Raw genomic sequence first — 16,714 nt, forward strand, 5'->3', positions numbered from 1 at the left:
CGAGACATGACGCAGATCCGCCTTCCGACCGGGGCGCGAGGGGGCGAGACCTATCGCCTGACCGGCACGCCCATCGCGCTCGAGCGCCGCCGGTCGCAGGATTTCAACCGCGTCGCCTATGCGGCGGCGCATGTCGTGGCCGATGCGTTGGGTGAGTCCGATCCTTGGCTGGAGCCGGCGATCGATTGGGATGCCACCCTGCGCTTCCGCCACCGGCTCTGGGATCTCGGCCTCGGCGTGGCGGAGGCGATGGACACCGCGCAACGCGGCATGGGCCTCGGCTGGCCGCAGGCGCAAGAGCTGATCCGCCGCTCCTTGCGGGAGGCGCGCACGCGCGACGACGCTCTCATCGCCTGCGGCGCGGGCACCGATCACCTCTCGCCCCGGCCCGGCCTGTCGCTCGACGACATCGTCTCGGCCTACGAGGAGCAGGTCGGCTTCGTGGAAGGCGAGGGCGGGCGCGTCATCCTCATGGCGAGCCGGGCGCTCGCCGCCGGCGCCAAGGGGCCGGACGATTATCTCGACGTCTATGGCCGCGTGCTGTCGGGCGCGCACCGGCCCGTCATCATCCATTGGCTGGGCGAAATGTTCGATCCGGCGCTGGACGGCTATTGGGGCGCGGCCGACCACGCCGCCGCGATGGACACCTGCCTCCAGATGATCGAGGCGAACGCGGCGAAGATCGACGGCATCAAGATCTCGCTCCTGTCGAAGGAGAAGGAAATCGCTATGCGCCGTCGGCTGCCGGCGGGCGTGCGCATGTATACGGGCGACGACTTCAACTATGCCGAACTGATCGCCGGCGACGAGCACGGCCATTCCGACGCGCTGCTCGGCATTTTCGACGCCATCGCCCCGGCAGCTTCCGCCGCCCTGGCGAGCCTGGAGCGCGGCAGCACCAACGAGTTCCACGACATTCTGGAGCCGACCGTCGCCCTGTCGCGCCACATCTTCCGGGCACCGACGCGCTTCTACAAGACGGGCGTCGTGTTCCTCGCCTGGCTTAACGGGCTGCAGGATCATTTCACCATGGTGGGCGGGCAGGAGAGCGCGCGCTCGACCCTGCATTTCACTGAACTGTTTCGCCTGGCCGACAAGGCCAATGGGCTGGCCGACCCGGACGAGGCGGCACGGCGCATGGGGCATTTCCTGGCGGTGCGGGGCGTGGCCCAATGAGCGTCAACGAGAACGTCGAAGGGCTTTCCATCAATTTCGCCACCGTGCGCCAGGGCGGCTCGTTCGGCGCCATCGTCGACGCCTGCCTTCGCCACGGCATCACCGCCATCTCGCCCTGGCGCGAGCATGTGGAGGCGGCGGGGCTCGGCGAGGCGGCGCGGATCGTCCGCGACAACGGCCTGCGCGTGTCCGGCCATTGCCGGGGCGGGTTCTTTCCCGCCGCCGACGAAGCGGGGCGGCGCGCGGCGATCGACGCCAACAAGCGCGCGGTGGACGAGGCGGCAGCGCTTGGCGCGGCCTGTCTCGTCCTGGTGGTCGGCGGCCTGCCGGCGGGCTCGCGCGATCTGCCGGGCGCGCGCGCCATGGTGGCGGAGGGCATGGCCGAGCTTCTGCCCTATGCGCGGGCAGCCGGCGTGCCGCTGGCGATCGAGCCGCTGCATCCCAGCTACGCCGCCGACCGCGCCTGCATCAACACGCTGAAACAGGCGCTCGACCTCGCCGATACGCTGGGCAAAGGCGTGGGCGTCGCGATCGACGTCTACCATGTCTGGTGGGACCCGGACTTGGAGACGCAGATCGCGCGTGCCGGCCGGAACGGGCAAATTCTCGCCTACCACATCTGCGACTGGCTGGTGCCGACAAAGGACCCGCTCAACGATCGCGGCATGATGGGCGACGGAGTGATCGACCTCAAGCGCTTCCGCGCGCTGATCGAGGCGGCGGGGTTCCACGGGCCGCAGGAGGTGGAGATCTTCTCGCACCATTGGGGCGCGCGGCCGTTGGACGAGGTTCTGGCGACCTGCGTGGAGCGCTTCCGCGCGGTTTGCTGACAGGCGAAGAGGCCGGGCGGGACGCCGCCGGCCCTTCGGAAACGTCGATCCGCCGAAAGCGGACGGGAGGGGTGATGGCACAGGGTATCAAACGCATCCGCTATGCGCTGGTCGGCACCGGCAATCGCGGCACCACCATGTGGGGCCGTGAGCTTCTGGCGGGCTGGAGCGAGTTCGTCGATCTCGTCGGCATCTGCGATCTCAACCTGATGCGGGCCGAGCGGGCGCGGGCGATGATCGGCTCCGACGCGCCGCTCTATGCCGATTTCGACGCTATGCTGGCGGAGCTGAAGCCCGCGCTTGTCGTGGTCTGCACACCGGACGATACGCATGACGACCTGATCGTCCGGGCGCTGGAAAGCGGCGCCGACGTCATCAGCGAAAAGCCGATGACCACGACGCCCGAAAAGGTCGCCCGCATCCGCGAGGCGGAGGCGCGCACCGGCCGGCGGGTGGACGTGTCCTTCAACTACCGCTTCTCCCCAACCTCGGCGCGGATCAAGGAACTGATCGAGGAAGGCGCAATCGGGGAGGTGACCTCGGTCGACTTCCACTGGTATCTCGACAACCAGCATGGCGCCGACTACTTCCGCCGCTGGCACGCCTTCACGAAACATTCCGGCTCGCTCTTCGTCCACAAGGCGACCCACCATTTCGACCTTCTGAACTGGTATCTCGATTCCGATCCGGTGGAGGTGAAGGGCTTCGGCCAGCTTCTGCACTACGGGCGCAACGGCCCCTTCCGGGGCGAGCGCTGCCGCACCTGCCCGCACAAGAGCGAGTGCGACTATTATTTCGACCTGTCGGCCGATCCGTTTCTCGACGCGCTCTACGAAGAGCCGTCCGGCGTCGATGGCTATGTCCGGGATGCCTGCGTGTTTCGCGAGGAAATCGACATTCCCGACACGATGACGGCGGCAATTCGCTATCGCAGCGGGGTTCAGGTCTCCTATTCGCTCAACACCTACATGCCGATCGAGGGGCACCACATCGCCTTCAACGGCCATCGCGGCCGGATCGAACTGCGCCAATACGAGCGCCAGCCCTGGAGCGTGCCGCCGGCGGACGAGATCGTGGTGATGAAGAGCTTCGGCGGCGGCACGGAGCGGATCTGGGTGCCGCACGAGCCGGGCGGCCATTACGGCGGCGACAACCGGATGCGCGACATGATCTTCAAACCCGGCTCCAACGACCGGCTGCGCCAGCGCGCGGGATCGCGCGCCGGCGCCATGTCGGTGCTCTGCGGCCTGGCCGCGTTGGAAAGCTCGCGCGCTGGCGGCGCGGTCGCCATCCAGCCGTTGTCGCCGGAACTGACGCGATAGGGCGGCAGCCGGCTTTTCTCAGGCGAAGGACGCGGCCAGCCATTCCCGCGCGATGGCGAGATCCATCTGGCCGAGCCCGTGGCCGGTCGGCAGGGTCTCGTGCGTCAGCGTGGCGCCGCCGGCCTGGAACTGGCGGGCGAGGCGCGCGGCGTTCTCGGCCGGCACGATCGGGTCCATGCCGCCCGACAGGAGCAGCACGGGCTTGCCCTGGAGGTCGAATTCCGGCGGCTCGGCGAAAGGCACCATGGCGCGGATCAGGACGGCGCCGGCCAGGGTCTCGGGCGCCAGCATCATCAGCGCGCTCGCGATATTGGCGCCGTTGGAGAAGCCCACCGCGATCGGCCGGTCCAAACCGTGATGCTCGCGCGCTTCTTCGATGAAGGCCCCCAGTTCGCGCGCCCGCAGCCGGAGGTCCGCCTCGTCGAACACGCCCTCGGCCAGGCGGCGGAAGAAGCGCGGCATGCCGTTTTCCAGGATGCGCCCGCGCGGCGACAGCAGCGCCGCGCCCGGCGACAGGAGCCCGCCGAGCGGCAGGAGATCGGTCTCGTCCCCGCCGGTGCCATGCAGGAGAAGCAGCGGCGCCAGCCCCTCCGCGCTTGCGGGAGAGAAGCGGTGGATCATGGAAAGATCGTTGCTGGGAAGGTCCATGGCAGGGCTCCGAACGGGAGAGGAGGGGGTGCCGGGGCGCCTTTGGGCGCCCCGGGCAAGGATGGGTCTCAGGCCGGCTCGCCCAGCGAAGGCAGGTGCCCTTCGATGCGCGAGCGATGCCCTTCCAGAAAGTCCGGCAGCTTCAGCGCCTGGCCGAGCGCGGCGGGCGCTTCGTCCACGGCGAAGCCGGGCTGGTCCGTCGCGATCTCGAACAGGACGTGGCCGGGCTCGCGGAAGTAGATCGAGCGGAAGTAGTTGCGGTCCTTCTGCTCGGTCGTCGCGATGCGATGGTTCTCCCGCAGCTTCTGCGCCATCGCCGCTTCCTCGGCGTCGTCCGCCGCGCGAAACGCGACGTGATGCACCGTGCCCGCGCCCGGGCGGGGCTTCAGGAAACCGCCGACGGCGCGAATGTCCACGATGCCGCCCATGGCCGTGCCCGGCACCTGGAAGCGCGTCACCGAGCCCTCCGTCGCGCCTTGCGCAAAGCCGAGCACGTCGGTCAGCACGGCGCCGGTGGGCGCCGCTTCCTCGAGGAGGAGGCTGACGGAGTGGAAGCCACGAATGGCATGCTCGGCCGGCACCTCACCCGCGCTCCAGCCCGGCTCGGCCTCCGCCCCGGGAACGGCAACCAGCGCCAGACGCATCCCGTCGGGATCACGGAACGCGAGCACCGTCTCGCCGAAGCGCTTGTCGATCGGATCGAAGGCCACGCCCTTTTCCAGGAAGCGATGCGTCCAATAGCCGATCGCGCCTTCCGGCACGCGGAAGACGGTCTCCTGCGTTTCGCCGACGCCAAGCCGCCCGGGCGCGGCGTGCTCCCACGGAAAGAAGGTGAGGATCGTGCCCGGCGCGCCGGCCTCGTCCCCGTAGTAGAGGTGCCACGTGCCGGGATCGTCGAAATTCACCGTGCGCTTCACCAGCCGCAGGCCGAGCGTGCGCGTATAGAAGCCGACATTGCGGCTGGCCGGGCCGGCGATGGCCGTGACGTGATGGATACCGTGCTGGCTCATGATGGATCTCCAAGGCTTGATGTCTTGGCTGAAACATAGTCGCAGTGATTTTCGGCTATAACCCCTCTATCCATTGCGTTAATGCAATGATGAGATTGCGGAGCAGGGTCTTGGCCGGGTTCGAGACATTGAGTTGGGATGACTTTCGGCTGATCCGAGCCGTGGCGGAAACGCGCACGCTTCCCGCCGCCGCCGAGAAGCTGGGCACGGCCCATTCCACCGTGTTCCGCCGGCTGCGCTCGATCGAGACGGCGCTCGGCTGCGCCCTGTTCGAGCGCAACAAGGCGCAGTTGGCCCCGACCGTGGCGGGCGAGGAGATCGCCGCGCTGGCGGTGCGGATGGGCGAGGAGGTCGATGCCGTCGCGGTGCGGCTGGCCGGGCGCGAGCCGCTGCCCTCCGGCGAGGTGCGGGTGACCACCAACGACTCGCTGCTGATTCATCTCCTGACGCCGATCTTCGCGAGCTTTCTCGCGGCCTGCCCGGCCGTGCGGCTCGACATCGCGCTCGGCAATTCCGCGCTGAACCTGTCGAAGCGGGACGCCGACGTCGCGATCCGCGCGACCGACAACCCGCCGCCCAACCTCGTGGGGCGCAAGGCGGCGCGCATCGCCTGGGCGCTCTACGGCGCGGGGGAGGAGGGGGAGGGGCCGCGCCGCTGGGTGACGCTGGGCGATGCCATGGGCGGCATGCGCGTGGTGCGCCATGTCATGAGCGAAGCGGGGGCGGAGGGCGTCGGCTACCGCGTCAATTCCGTTCTCGGCATGGCCGAGGCCGTGGAGGCGGGGCTCGGCGTCGGCTATCTCCCCTGCTTCGTCGGCGATCGCCGCCTGGGCCTCAAGCGGCTGGCGGAGCCGGACGAGCGTTTCGCCACCGATCTCTGGCTGCTCACCCACGCGGACCTGCGCCAAGTGCCGCGCGTGCGCGCGCTTCTCGACCATCTGGCCGAGGGCGTGGCGCACGAGAGGCCCCTGATCGAGGGCGAGAGGAAGCGCGAGCCCGCCTGAAAGCGCGGCCGCGCCCGGCCTTGCGCTCCGTGACGCGCGAACGGCGAAAGCGCTCCCGCGCGTCCGGACAGGCCCTGACACCCGCCGTCGCCGCCCGGCTCAGACCGGCTCCGGCACGCGTTCGCGATGAAGGTCCAGCCGCAGGCCGGTTTCGGCGTCGAAGGCATGGAGCCGATCGGCCGGCAGTTGCAGGCCGATCCGGTCGCCGCTGCCGATGGGCATGGCGTCTGTCACCGTGACGGCGAAGAGCGTGCCGCCGAGTTCGGCATAGACGACGCGCGAGGCGCCGAGTTCTTCGATGAAGTCCACCACCGCCTCGGCGCTGCCGGGCGCGCCGACCCGCGTCAGGATGGCGTGTTCGGGGCGGATGCCGATCTCGACGCGGCGCGCGCCGAGGCCGACGCGCGAGCCGACGGGAAGCGCGATGCGGTGGCCGTCCTTGAGGCGGATGGCGTCGTCGGCCTCGAGCTCGCCGGACAGGAGCGTCATGGGCGGCGAGCCGATGAAGCTCGCCACGAAGCGCGTCGCGGGCCGCTCGTAGATCTCGGCCGGCGAGCCGACCTGCTCGACATGGCCGGCGTTCATGACCACCAGCCGGTCGGCCAGCGTCATGGCCTCGACCTGGTCGTGCGTCACGAAGATCGAGGTGGCCGAAAGGCGGCGATGCAGCTTGCGGATTTCCGCGCGCATGGTGACGCGCAGCTTGGCGTCGAGATTGGACAGCGGCTCGTCGAACAGGAAGACGCTGGGCTCGCGCACGATGGCGCGGCCCATGGCGACGCGCTGGCGCTGCCCGCCTGAAAGCTGCGCCGGCTTGCGGTCGAGAAACTCGGCAAGGCCGACCACCGCCGCCGTCTCGCGCACCCGCCGCTCGCGCTCCGCCTTGGGCACACCCGCGACCTTCAGCGCGTAGCCGATATTCTCGGCCACCGACATATGGGGGTAGAGCGCGTAGTTCTGGAACACCATGGCGCAGCCGCGCTCGCGCGGCTCCAGCTTGTTGACGACGCGCCCGTCGATGGCGATCTCGCCGCCCGTGATGTCTTCCAGCCCGGCGATCATGCGAAGCAGCGTGGACTTGCCGCAGCCCGAAGGCCCGAGGATCACCACGAACTCGCCGGAGGCGAAGGCGAGGTCGATGCCGTGCAGCGTCGCCTTGGCGCCGCCATAGGATTTCCGAAGGTTCCGAATGTCGATCTGCGCCATGGCCCCCTCCTTATTTCTCGGTTGCGATGAGGCCGCGCACGAACCAGCGTTGCAGCACGGCGACGACGATGAGCGGCGGAAGCACGATGATCAGCGCGCCCGCATTGGTGACGTTCCAGTCCGGCAGCCCGTTCTCGGAGGGGCGGAGCGCGCGCAGCGCCGTCATGGCCGTGGAGTAGGAGGGGTCGGTCACCATCAGACGCGGCCAGAGATACTGGTTCCACGTGTCGGCGAAGAGGATGGTGGCGAGCGCCAGCATGTTGGTGCGCGACAGCGGCAGAAGGATGTCGACGAAGAAGCGCCAGGGGCCGGACCCGTCCATGCGCGCCGCCTCCGCCAACTCGTCCGGCACGGTCATGAAGAACTGGCGGAACAGGAACGTGCCCGTGGCGGTGGCGACCAGCGGCAGGGTGAGGCCGGAATAGGTGTTGAGGAGGTTCCAGTCGATGCCGACCTCGATGCCGGTCAGCGTCTGGATCAGGAGGCGGAAGGGCTGAAATGCGTCGGCGGCGATATTGTAGGTCGGCACGACGCGCACTTCGAGCGGCAGCATCAGCGTCATGAAGACGAGCCAGAAGAAGACCATGCCCCAGCGCGAGCGGAAATAGACGATGGCGAAGGCGCTGAGCGCCGACACGGCGATCTTGCCTGACGTCACCAGCCCCGCCATGACGAAGCTGTTGAAGAGGGCCAGGCCAAGGTCGGCGCGCTGCCAGGCGGCGGCGTAGTTCTTCAGCATCTCGCCGCCCGGCACGAAGCTGAAGGGCACGGCGTTGACCTGGGCGACCGACTGCGTGGAGGCGCAGATCACGATCCAGAAGGGAACCAGCACCAGCGTCAGCGCGACGAACAGGATCGCGTAGGTGACGATGTTGGCGAAGGGGGTTTTCTCGATCACGGCCAGCCCCTCAGCGATAATGCACGCGCCGCTCGACGAAGCGGAACTGGACGAAGGTGAAGACCATGATGATGGCGATGACCATGAGGCTCTGCGCGGCAGCGCCGGAATAGTCGAGCCCTTCGAAGGCTTTCGCCACGATGTTGAAGACCATGACGTTGGTGGCGTTGTTGGGGCCGCCATAGGTGGTGCGGTCGACGATGCCGTAGGTGTCCTTGCCGACGAAGCTTTCCGTCGCGATCAGAATCAAGAGGAGGAACAGCGTCGGCGTCAGCATCGGGATCTGGATGTCGATGGCGCGGCGCAGCGGGCCGGACCCATCCATGGCGGCGGCCTCGGTCAGCGAGCGCGGGATCGACTGAAGGCCCGCCAAAAGGAAGATGAAGCAGTAGCCGACCCATTTCCAGACGAAGCAGGTGATGATCAGGATCATCGCGTGGCTGCCGTATTTCGCCGGGTTCCAAAAGTCGGGATGCGCCGCGTTGACGATCGCCATCAGCCCACGTTCGGGCGAGAGGATGAAGAGAAAGGCGGTGCCGACCGCCGGTCCGGCCAGGGCATAGGGCCAGATGTAGAAGAAGCGGAAGAACTTCGAGCCCTTGAGCTGCCGGTCAACGGCGAGAGCCAGGACCAGGGCGAGGGCGAGCGTGATGAAAGTGCTGGAACAGGCGAAGATCAGGCTGACGCGCACCGAGTTCCAATATTGGGTGTCGGCGAAGACGGAGGTGAAGTTCTCCCAGCCGACGAAGATGCGCTCGCCCGCGCCGCCGAAGGCCGGCTCCAGCGTGAAGGCCCAATTCATGACCGAAACGGCCGGCCAGTAGAAGAAAAGGAAGATGAGCAGGAGCTGTGGCAGGGCGGCGACGGCCGGAACCCAGCGGCTCTTGAAGACGACGCGCTTCATGGGAGATATCCGCTATGAGGCGCGCCGCCGGCCCCTGACGGAGACCGGCGGCGCGGGTTGAAGGCAGGTCGGCTCAGTTCAGCGTCTGGCCGGCATAGGTCTTCTCGAAGCGGCGCAGCAGCGTGTTGGAGCGCGCGGCGGCTTCGTCGAGGCTCGTCTGGACGTCGGCGTTCTGCATGAAGATCGCCTCCAGCGCGGTCGAGAACTCCTTGCGGATCTGCGTGTAGTTGCCGAGGCGGATGCCGCGCGTGTTGTCGGAGGGCTCGGTGAAGCTCAGGCTCTCGATGGCGAGTTCGCGGCCCTTGAACTGCGGCTTGTCGTAGAAGCCGTTGGCCTTCATCGCCTGGAAACCGGTCTTGGTCACCGGGATGTAGCCGGTGACGGTGGACCACCATTCCACCATGTCGGGCTGGGCGATGAAGTTCAGGAAGGCGGCCGCGCCCTTGTATTCGGCCTCGGGGCGATCCTTCATGACCCAGAGCGATGCGCCGCCGACGAGCGACTTCTGGCGCTCGGTGCCCTCGAAGACCGGCAGCATGGCGACATGCCACTCGACGCCGGCGGGAATGGTCTTGCCGACCGTGCCGTGATCGGCGATCGAGCTCATGGCCATTTGGCAGGTCTGCGACGAGAAGGCCGGGATCGGGTCCATGCCGAGCGCCTTGGTCTTCACGACGAAGAGCTTCTCGTCCGCCTGCTTCTTCCAGAACTTGATCTCGTCCACGACCTTCGTCTTATTGAAGACGACTTCCGCGTCGAGGCCCTTATAGCCGTTGGCCTGGGTGGCGATCGGCTGGTTGTGGATGGCGGAGAACTGGTCCAGCGAGAACCAAGGGTCGAAATTGATGGCCATCGGGCATTCGAAGCCCGCGTCCTTCAGCTTGCGGGCGTCAGTCGCGACCTGTTCCCAGGTCTTCGGCGCGTCCGTGATGCCGGCCTTCTTGAAGGCGTCGGCATTGTAGTAGAAGACGGCGGTCGAGGAATTGAAGGGGAAGGACTGCAGCTCGCCCTTCGCCGTGGCGAAGTAGTTGGCAATGCCGGGGAAGTAGTTGTCCCAGTCGATCTTGTAGCCGCTGTCGGCCATCAGCTTCTTGGCGGGGACGAAGGCGTTCGACATCATGAGGTCGAGCGTGCCGGCGTCGTAGACCTGGGTGATCGCCGGGTGCTTCTTGGCGCGATAGGCGGCGATCGTGTTCTGCAGGTTGGTGTCGTAGGCGCCCTGGCTGACGCAGTTGATTTCGTAGTCCGTCTGCGAGGCATTGAACTTGGTGCAGGCTTCCTGCACCCGCTCGCCGAGATCGCCAGAAAGGCCGTGCCAGAACTCGAACTTGACCGGGGCGGCCTGCGCCGTGCCCGACAGACCTGCCAAAAGCGCAAGCGCGCTCGCCGCGCCGAAGATTTTCGTCAGCATCTTAGCCCCATCGATCCGAAAAATTGTTGCCGAACTCTTGTTGTTCGTCGCGGCGCTCTACTAGGTAATGGCGGACGGCGAGTACAATGAAGTTTGGATGACGGTCCGTGAAACAGACATTCGCGGTTTTGTTTCACATCCGTCAAAAATCCATGACGAGACTGTCACCGAGGTGACATGAGGTCCGTGCTAGCGCCCGGCTCGGCGTCCACCGCTTCTCGCCGTGAGATCAGCCTTTCCCCTTCACAAATCGTCCGAGCCCCCATGACCTCCCGTTTCGCCGCTCCCGCCGCCGAGCCGCTGTCGCTGCGCTCTCCCGTTCTGGATTTCGACCCGGCCGATATCCTGGTGATCGCCCATCGCGGCTCCTGGGCGCGGGCGCCCGAAAACTCTATCCAAGCCATTCGCGACGCCATCGCGCTCGGCGTCGGCATGGTGGAGATCGACGTGCGCCAAGCCGCCGACGGCGCGATGGTGGTGATCCACGACGACACGCTGGACCGCACCACGGAAGGAACCGGCCCCGTCCGCGCTGAGACGGGCGAGGCCATCCGCCGGATGCGGCTTCGTGAGCGGGGCGGCGGCAAGGGCGCGGCACTGACGGAGAAGCGGGTGCCTTCGCTCTTCGAGGCGCTGGAAGAGGCGCGCGGGCGCGTGCTCGTCAATATCGACACCAAGTCGGTGAGCGAGCTGCCGGCGGTCTCGGCCGAAATCCTCAGCGGCGGCTTCGGCGCCGGCGTGGTCGTAAAGGCCGAGCTGAAATCCGGCGAGCTGGCGCAGCTGCCGACCGATCATCCCGCCTTCGGCCCGCTGCCCTTCATGCCAGTCGTCGTCTCGGCGCCGCAGGGCTTTGCCGGCGATCTCGCCGCGCTGGCGCCGCTGTCGCCGTTCATGATCGAGTGCAAGCCCCATTGCGTCGCCGATCTGGAAACGGGCATGGAAGTGGCGCGCACGATCGGCGCGCGGATTTGGCTCAACACGCTGGACGTGGCTCACATGACCGACTTCAACGACACGGCGGCCATGGCCGACCCCGACGCCATCTGGGGGCGGTTGCTCGATCTCGGCGTCGGCGCGATGCAGACCGACGAGTCGCAGGCTCTCGTCGCCTATCTCGCCGGGCGCGGTCTTAAGAGCGCCCGTCCGTGACGCTCGCGCGCATGGCGCGCCGCGACGCGGCGAGCGAGATCGTGAAGGCCGCAGCGAACGACGCGCTCGGCTTCTTCTCGCAGCGCGCGGGGCTGGCGGTCGAGACCAAGGCCGGTCCGCGCGATTTCGTGTCCGACGCCGATCGCACGATCGAGACGCGCGTGCGCGCCCTGCTGGCCGAGCGCTTCCCAGGCGAGGCCGTGGTCGGCGAGGAAGCGGGCGGAGAGACCGCCGCGCGCTACTGGATCGTCGATCCCATCGACGGCACGTCGAACTTCCTCGCCGGCTCGCCGCTCTGGGGCGTGTCGCTCGGCTTCGTGGAGGAGGGCGAGCCCACCGTCGGCGCCATCGCCGCGCCGTGCCTCGGCGAGCTCATGGCCGGGGCCAAGGGGGCCGGCGTCCTGCGCAACGGCGTTCCGTTCGAGCGCCGGGTCACGGTCGAAGGGCTGGGTCTGGTGTCGCTTGGAGACAGTCCCGGCGAGGATTTGGAGGCCGCGATCGCGCTGCAGCGCCGCCTGCGCGAGCGGAACTGGATCGTGGAATCCTTTCACTGCACGTCGGTCTCCATGCTGTTTGCCGCGCTCGGTCGTTTCGACGGGCACATCCAGCCGGTGACGACGATGTGGGACATCGCCGGCGGCGCCGCGATCTGCCGCGAACTGGGGCTGGAGGTCGAGATCGGCCAGCACGCGGACGGCGCCTATGCCATCCATGCAGGGACGGCCGCGCTCCTGCGCGATGCGCTCGAAGAAGGCGAGAGGGCGGGCGTCGCCGCCCAATAGTCTCCCGCCGAACAGGCAAAAAGGCCCCCGTCGATCGCTCGGCGCGGGCTTTATTATGTCAGGGGATCGCGCCGAGATCAGCCCTCGAAGACGCGCAGCACGGCATCGCCAGCCTGGCCGGTCGAGGCCTCGCCCTTGAGATCGCGCGTGCGTCCCTCCGGCGTCTGAAGCGCGGTTTCGATCGCCGCGACGAGGGCCGCTGCGGCTTCCGTCTCGCCGAGATGCTCCAGCATCATCGCCGCCGTCCAGATCTGGCCGATCGGATTGGCGATGGCCTGGCCCGCGATGTCGGGCGCCGAGCCGTGGACCGGCTCGAACAAGGAGGGGAAGCGCCCTTCCGGGTTGATGTTGGCCGAGGGCGCGATGCCGATCGTGCCCGTGCAGGCCGGACCGAGATCGGAGAGGATGTCACCGAAGAGGTTGGAGCCCACCACCACGTCGAACCGGTCCGGGTTCAGGACGAAATGCGCGGTGAGAATGTCGATATGGTACTTGTCCCGCCGCACGTCGGGATAGTCCGCGCCCACGGCCTCGACCCGCGAATCCCACCAGGGCATGGTGATGGCGATGCCGTTGGACTTGGTGGCCGAGGTCAGGTGCTTCTTCGGCCGGGCCTTTGCCAGATCGAAGGCGAAGCGCAGGATGCGGTCCGTTCCGTGGCGGCTCATCACCGTTTCCTGGATCACCACCTCGCGCTCGGTGCCAGGGAACATGGTGCCGCCGACGGCGGAATATTCGCCTTCCGTGTTCTCGCGCACCACCATGAAGTCGATGTCGCCGGGCTCGCGGCCCTTCAGCGGGCAGGGCACGCCCGGCATGAGGCGCACCGGGCGAAGATTCACATACTGGTCGAACTCGCGGCGGAACTGCAGGAGCGAGCCCCAGAGCGAGATGTGGTCGGGCACTTTCTGCGGCCAGCCGACGGCGCCGAAGAAGATCGCGTCCATCGGCGAAAGGATCGCCTTCCAGTCGTCCGGCAGCATCTTGCCGTGCTGGAGATAATAATCGCAGGAGGCAAATTCGTGGTGCCGGAGGTCCAGCGTGAAGCCGAAGCGACGCGCCGCCGCCTCCAAGAGCTTGACGCCCTCGGGCATGACTTCGAGGCCGATCCCGTCCCCCGGGATCACGGCGATCGTGTAATGTCTGGTCTCGCTCATATCGACCCTCTCCCTCAAGCCGCCAGGGCGCCGCGAATGTCGGGGATCTCGAGCAGCCCGTCCAGCACCGCCTCGAACCGGTCGACGAGCAGGTCGATCTCCTCGATCGTGCAGACCAGCGGCGGGGCGAAGCCGACGATGTCGTCTGCGAAGGCGCGGAAGATCAGCCCCTTCTCGTAGCCGAGGCGGCTGAGATACTCGGCGACCTTGAGGTCGGCCGTGGGCTTCAGGCGCTTCTGCTTGTCGGTCACCAGCTCGACGCCCGCGAGCAGGCCGCGCACTCTGACGTCGCCGACCAGCGGATGGCTTTCCAGCGCCTGCAGGCGCTGCGTGAAATGGGCGCCCGAGCGCTGGCCGTTCGCCAGGATGCCGCCCTCGGTGTAGAGGCGCAGCACTTCGAGGCCGACGGCGGCCGAAACCGGATGGGCGGAATAGGTGAAGCCGTGGCCGATCGGCTTGCCGGCCGGCGCGTTGTCGGCGATCGCCCGGTAGATCGTGTCGGACAGGAGCACCGCGCCCATCGGCGAATAGCCGGATGTGAGGCCCTTGGCGACCGTCATCAGATCGGGCACCACGCCGTCATGCTCGCAGCCGAAGAGCGGGCCGGTGCGCCCGAAGCCGGTGATGACCTCGTCGGCGACAAAGAGAATGTCGAGTTCGCGGCAGGCCTCGCGCATCGCCTTCAGCCAGCCGTCGGGCGGCACGATCACGCCGCCCGAACCCTGCACCGGCTCGACGAAGAAGGCCGCGACATTCTCCGCCCCCAGTTCCTCGACCTTGGCGCGCAGCGCCGCGACGGAGGAGGCGATGACGCTGGCATCGTCCGATCCGTTCGGGTTGCGATAGGGATAGGGCGAGGCGATGTGGTGCTGGATCGGCATCGGCGCGTCGAACCCGTCATGGAAGACGGGGAGCGCGGTGAGGCCCGCGCCGACCGTGGAAGAGCCATGATAGCCGCGCTGGAGGGCGATCATGTGCTTCTTGGTCGGGCGGCCCGTCACATTGTAGAAATAGCGGATGAAGCGCACGGCCGAATCCACAGCGTCCGAGCCGCCGAGCGTGAAGTAGACATGGTTGAGATCACCCGGCGCCAGCTCTGCGATGCCGGCGGCCAGCCGGATGGCGGGCTCGGAGGAGAAGTGGAAATAGCCGGTGGCATAGGGCAGGCGGCGCATCTGCTCGGCCGCCGCTTCCACGATCGACTCGTGCCCGTAGCCGACATTGACGCACCAGAGGCCGGAGAAGCCGTCGATCAACTCGCGCCCCTCGCTGTCGGTCAGCATCACGCCCTTGGCCGACTGAAGCACGGTGGCACCGCGCTTCTCGTGCCCGCTCCAGGACACGACGGGGTGGATCAGGTGCTCGCGATCGAGTTCGATCAGGGAGTTGGCGCGCATGGGACGGGCTCCGGTGGAAAGGCTGGAGCCCGAGATTGATCCCGTTCGCGCGGAAGATGGTGCCGGGGCCGGCGCGTGCGCGGCCCATTTCGAAGCGTTTGCGGGCGGCGTTCCGGCAGAAGATCGCGGCTGAAGCCGCCCCCCGTCAGGCCGCCTGCTGGCGCTTGGCGTTCACCTCGTCCAGCCAGCCGGTGCGCAGTTCCGGCACGGAGGAAAGGAGCAGCTTGGTGTAGTCCTCGCGCGGGTTGGCGAGCAGCGTTTCGGTCGGCCCGCTTTCCACGATGCGCCCGTTCTGGAGCACCAGGACCTCGTCGCTGATGGCGCGCACCACGCCGAGATCGTGGCTGATGAAGACATAGGACACGGCGAGTTCGCGCTTCAGCTCGGCCAGAAGGTCGAGGATCGCCTCGGCCACCACCGTGTCGAGCGCCGAGGTGACCTCGTCGCAAAGGATCACGTCGGGATCGGCGGCGAGCGCCCGGGCGAGATTGGCGCGCTGCTTCTGCCCGCCCGACATTTCGGACGGCAGACGGTCGAGAACGCCGGCGGGCAGGCGCACGAGATCGAGCAGCCTCAACGTGCGCTTCTGTCGTTCGGCGGCACCGAGGCCATGATAGAAGGCGAGGGGGCGGCCGAGGATCTCGCCGATCGTCTGCGCCGGGTTCAGCGCCGTGTCGGCGTTCTGGAAGACGATCTGCACGCGGCGAAGCTCGTCGCGCGGGCGCTCGTTTAGGGACGGCGCCAGGACCTTGCCGGCGAGCCGCACCTCGCCCCGCGACGCCGGCAGGATGCCGGCGACGACGCGCGCGAGCGTCGACTTGCCCGACCCGGACTCTCCGATGACGCCCAGCGTGCCGCCCTTGGGCAGACGGAATCCGACATCGTCTAGAATGCGCACCTTGGGGCTGCCGTCGCGCTCGCGCTGGCCATAGCCGGCCAGAATTCCCTTGGCTTCCAGAATGGGCGCTGCGGCATGGTCCGGTCCGGGCGCGCCCTCGCGCCGGCTGGCGGGCTCGGCGGCGGCCAGGAGCTGGCGGGTATAAGGGTCCTTGGCGTCGGTGATGATCTCCTGCGTCGGCGCCACTTCCTTCAGGCGGCCGTCGCGCAGCACGGCGATGCGATCGGCGATCTGTGCCACCACGGCAAGGTCGTGGCTGACATAGATGCCGGTGATGCCGCGATCGCGCACCGCCTTCTTGAACGAGCAGAGAACCTCGATCTGCGTGGTGACGTCGAGCGCGGTCGTCGGCTCGTCGAAGATCACGAGGTCGGGGTCGTTCAACAGCGCCATGGCGGCGAGGAGCCGCTGCAACTGTCCGCCCGAGACCTGATGCGGATAGCGGTCGCCGATCGTGTCGGGATGCGGCAGGGCGAGTTCGCGAAACAGCGCCTTGGCCTTGGTTCGCGCCTCGTCCGCGCCCATCGAGCCGTGAATCACAGCGCTTTCGATGACCTGCGCCATGATCGTGCGGCTGGGATTGAACGAGGCCGCCGCGCTCTGCGCGATATAGGCGATGCGGTTGCCCCGGATCTGGCGTAGCGCCTTCTCGCCCGCCGCCGTGATGTCGGTGCCGAACACTTCGACATGGCCGGAATGGATGTGGCAGCCCTTGCGGGCATAGCCCATCGTGGCGAGCGCGATCGTGGTCTTGCCCGAGCCGGACTCGCCGATCAGCGCCAGGACCTCGCCGCGCTGGATGGTGAAGTCGATATTCTCGACGATCACGGTTTCCTCGCGCCGCTCGCGCGCCACGACGCGAAGGCCCTTGACCACGACCTGGCCGGAGGTGCGAAGCCCGCTTGCCTTGAGATCCGTCATG

15 protein-coding genes are annotated in these 16,714 nt (G+C 67.7%); 6 read left to right on the top strand and 9 right to left on the bottom strand.

The window, feature by feature from the left end:
• Window positions 1-6 precede the first annotated feature (6 nt).
• From M673_RS07665 to M673_RS07675, 3 genes are all read left to right on the top strand, one after another.
• Window positions 7-1,176 carry a dihydrodipicolinate synthase family protein gene (locus M673_RS07665; RefSeq protein ID WP_061975023.1) on the top strand — a complete coding sequence of 390 codons (1,170 nt, stop codon included), beginning with the start codon at window positions 7-9 and terminating at the stop codon, window positions 1,174-1,176.
• A complete protein-coding gene (locus tag M673_RS07670) occupies window positions 1,173-2,006 on the top strand; it encodes a sugar phosphate isomerase/epimerase family protein (RefSeq protein ID WP_061975025.1) in 834 nt (277 codons plus the stop codon). Before M673_RS07665 ends, M673_RS07670 begins: the two co-directional genes overlap by 4 nt.
• Window positions 2,007-2,080: 74 nt before the next feature.
• On the top strand, window positions 2,081-3,328 hold the full coding sequence (locus M673_RS07675; protein ID WP_061975028.1) for a Gfo/Idh/MocA family protein: 1,248 nt from the start codon (window positions 2,081-2,083) through the stop codon (window positions 3,326-3,328).
• Between the two features lie 18 nt (window positions 3,329-3,346).
• Here the strand turns inward: M673_RS07675 and M673_RS07680 are convergent, their stop codons facing one another.
• Window positions 3,347-3,976 (bottom strand): alpha/beta hydrolase, encoded by a 630-nt coding sequence (locus M673_RS07680; protein ID WP_061975030.1) that lies wholly within the window; start codon window positions 3,974-3,976, stop codon window positions 3,347-3,349.
• Between the two features lie 68 nt (window positions 3,977-4,044).
• Window positions 4,045-4,986, bottom strand: a complete 942-nt coding sequence (locus tag M673_RS07685) for a ring-cleaving dioxygenase (RefSeq protein ID WP_061975033.1) — start codon at window positions 4,984-4,986, stop codon at window positions 4,045-4,047.
• A gap of 110 nt (window positions 4,987-5,096) precedes the next feature.
• Between M673_RS07685 and M673_RS07690 the strand changes: the two genes are divergently transcribed.
• On the top strand, window positions 5,097-5,990 hold the full coding sequence (locus M673_RS07690) for a LysR family transcriptional regulator (protein ID WP_148639994.1): 894 nt from the start codon (window positions 5,097-5,099) through the stop codon (window positions 5,988-5,990).
• Window positions 5,991-6,089: 99 nt separating this feature from the next.
• On the opposite strand, the gene M673_RS07695 is transcribed toward M673_RS07690, so the two are convergent.
• The 4 genes from M673_RS07695 to M673_RS07710 all read right to left on the bottom strand — a co-directional run bounded on the left by M673_RS07695 (window position 6,090) and on the right by M673_RS07710 (window position 10,409).
• Entirely contained in the window at window positions 6,090-7,196 is a 1,107-nt protein-coding gene (locus tag M673_RS07695; protein WP_061975034.1) for a sn-glycerol-3-phosphate import ATP-binding protein UgpC, read from the bottom strand.
• A gap of 10 nt (window positions 7,197-7,206) precedes the next feature.
• Window positions 7,207-8,094, bottom strand: a complete 888-nt coding sequence (locus M673_RS07700; protein ID WP_061975036.1) for an ABC transporter permease subunit — start codon at window positions 8,092-8,094, stop codon at window positions 7,207-7,209.
• Between the two features lie 10 nt (window positions 8,095-8,104).
• Window positions 8,105-8,998 carry a carbohydrate ABC transporter permease gene (locus M673_RS07705; RefSeq protein WP_061975038.1) on the bottom strand — a complete coding sequence of 298 codons (894 nt, stop codon included), beginning with the start codon at window positions 8,996-8,998 and terminating at the stop codon, window positions 8,105-8,107.
• A 73-nt stretch (window positions 8,999-9,071) separates the two neighbouring features.
• On the bottom strand, window positions 9,072-10,409 hold the full coding sequence (locus M673_RS07710) for an extracellular solute-binding protein (RefSeq protein WP_061975040.1): 1,338 nt from the start codon (window positions 10,407-10,409) through the stop codon (window positions 9,072-9,074).
• A gap of 264 nt (window positions 10,410-10,673) precedes the next feature.
• On the opposite strand from M673_RS07710, the gene M673_RS07715 reads away from it, so the two are divergent.
• Window positions 10,674-11,558 (top strand): glycerophosphodiester phosphodiesterase family protein, encoded by an 885-nt coding sequence (locus tag M673_RS07715; RefSeq protein WP_061975041.1) that lies wholly within the window; start codon window positions 10,674-10,676, stop codon window positions 11,556-11,558.
• Window positions 11,555-12,340, top strand: coding sequence for an inositol monophosphatase family protein (locus tag M673_RS07720; RefSeq protein ID WP_244493056.1), 786 nt, complete (start codon window positions 11,555-11,557; stop codon window positions 12,338-12,340). The genes M673_RS07715 and M673_RS07720 overlap by 4 nt, the downstream gene beginning before the upstream one ends.
• 77 nt (window positions 12,341-12,417) lie before the next feature.
• Here M673_RS07720 and M673_RS07725 read toward each other — a convergent pair whose 3' ends face one another.
• From M673_RS07725 to M673_RS07735, 3 genes are all read right to left on the bottom strand, one after another.
• Window positions 12,418-13,497, bottom strand: coding sequence for a tartrate dehydrogenase (locus M673_RS07725; RefSeq protein ID WP_061975044.1), 1,080 nt, complete (start codon window positions 13,495-13,497; stop codon window positions 12,418-12,420).
• Between the two features lie 14 nt (window positions 13,498-13,511).
• Window positions 13,512-14,894 carry an aminotransferase class III-fold pyridoxal phosphate-dependent enzyme gene (locus M673_RS07730; protein WP_061975047.1) on the bottom strand — a complete coding sequence of 461 codons (1,383 nt, stop codon included), beginning with the start codon at window positions 14,892-14,894 and terminating at the stop codon, window positions 13,512-13,514.
• 145 nt (window positions 14,895-15,039) lie between these two features.
• On the bottom strand, window positions 15,040-16,713 hold the full coding sequence (locus M673_RS07735; protein ID WP_061975049.1) for an ABC transporter ATP-binding protein: 1,674 nt from the start codon (window positions 16,711-16,713) through the stop codon (window positions 15,040-15,042).
• Between the last annotated feature and the right edge of the window lies 1 nt (window position 16,714).

Origin of the sequence: Aureimonas sp. AU20 (assembly GCF_001442755.1) — a bacterium.
Classification (GTDB): domain Bacteria; phylum Pseudomonadota; class Alphaproteobacteria; order Rhizobiales; family Rhizobiaceae; genus Aureimonas.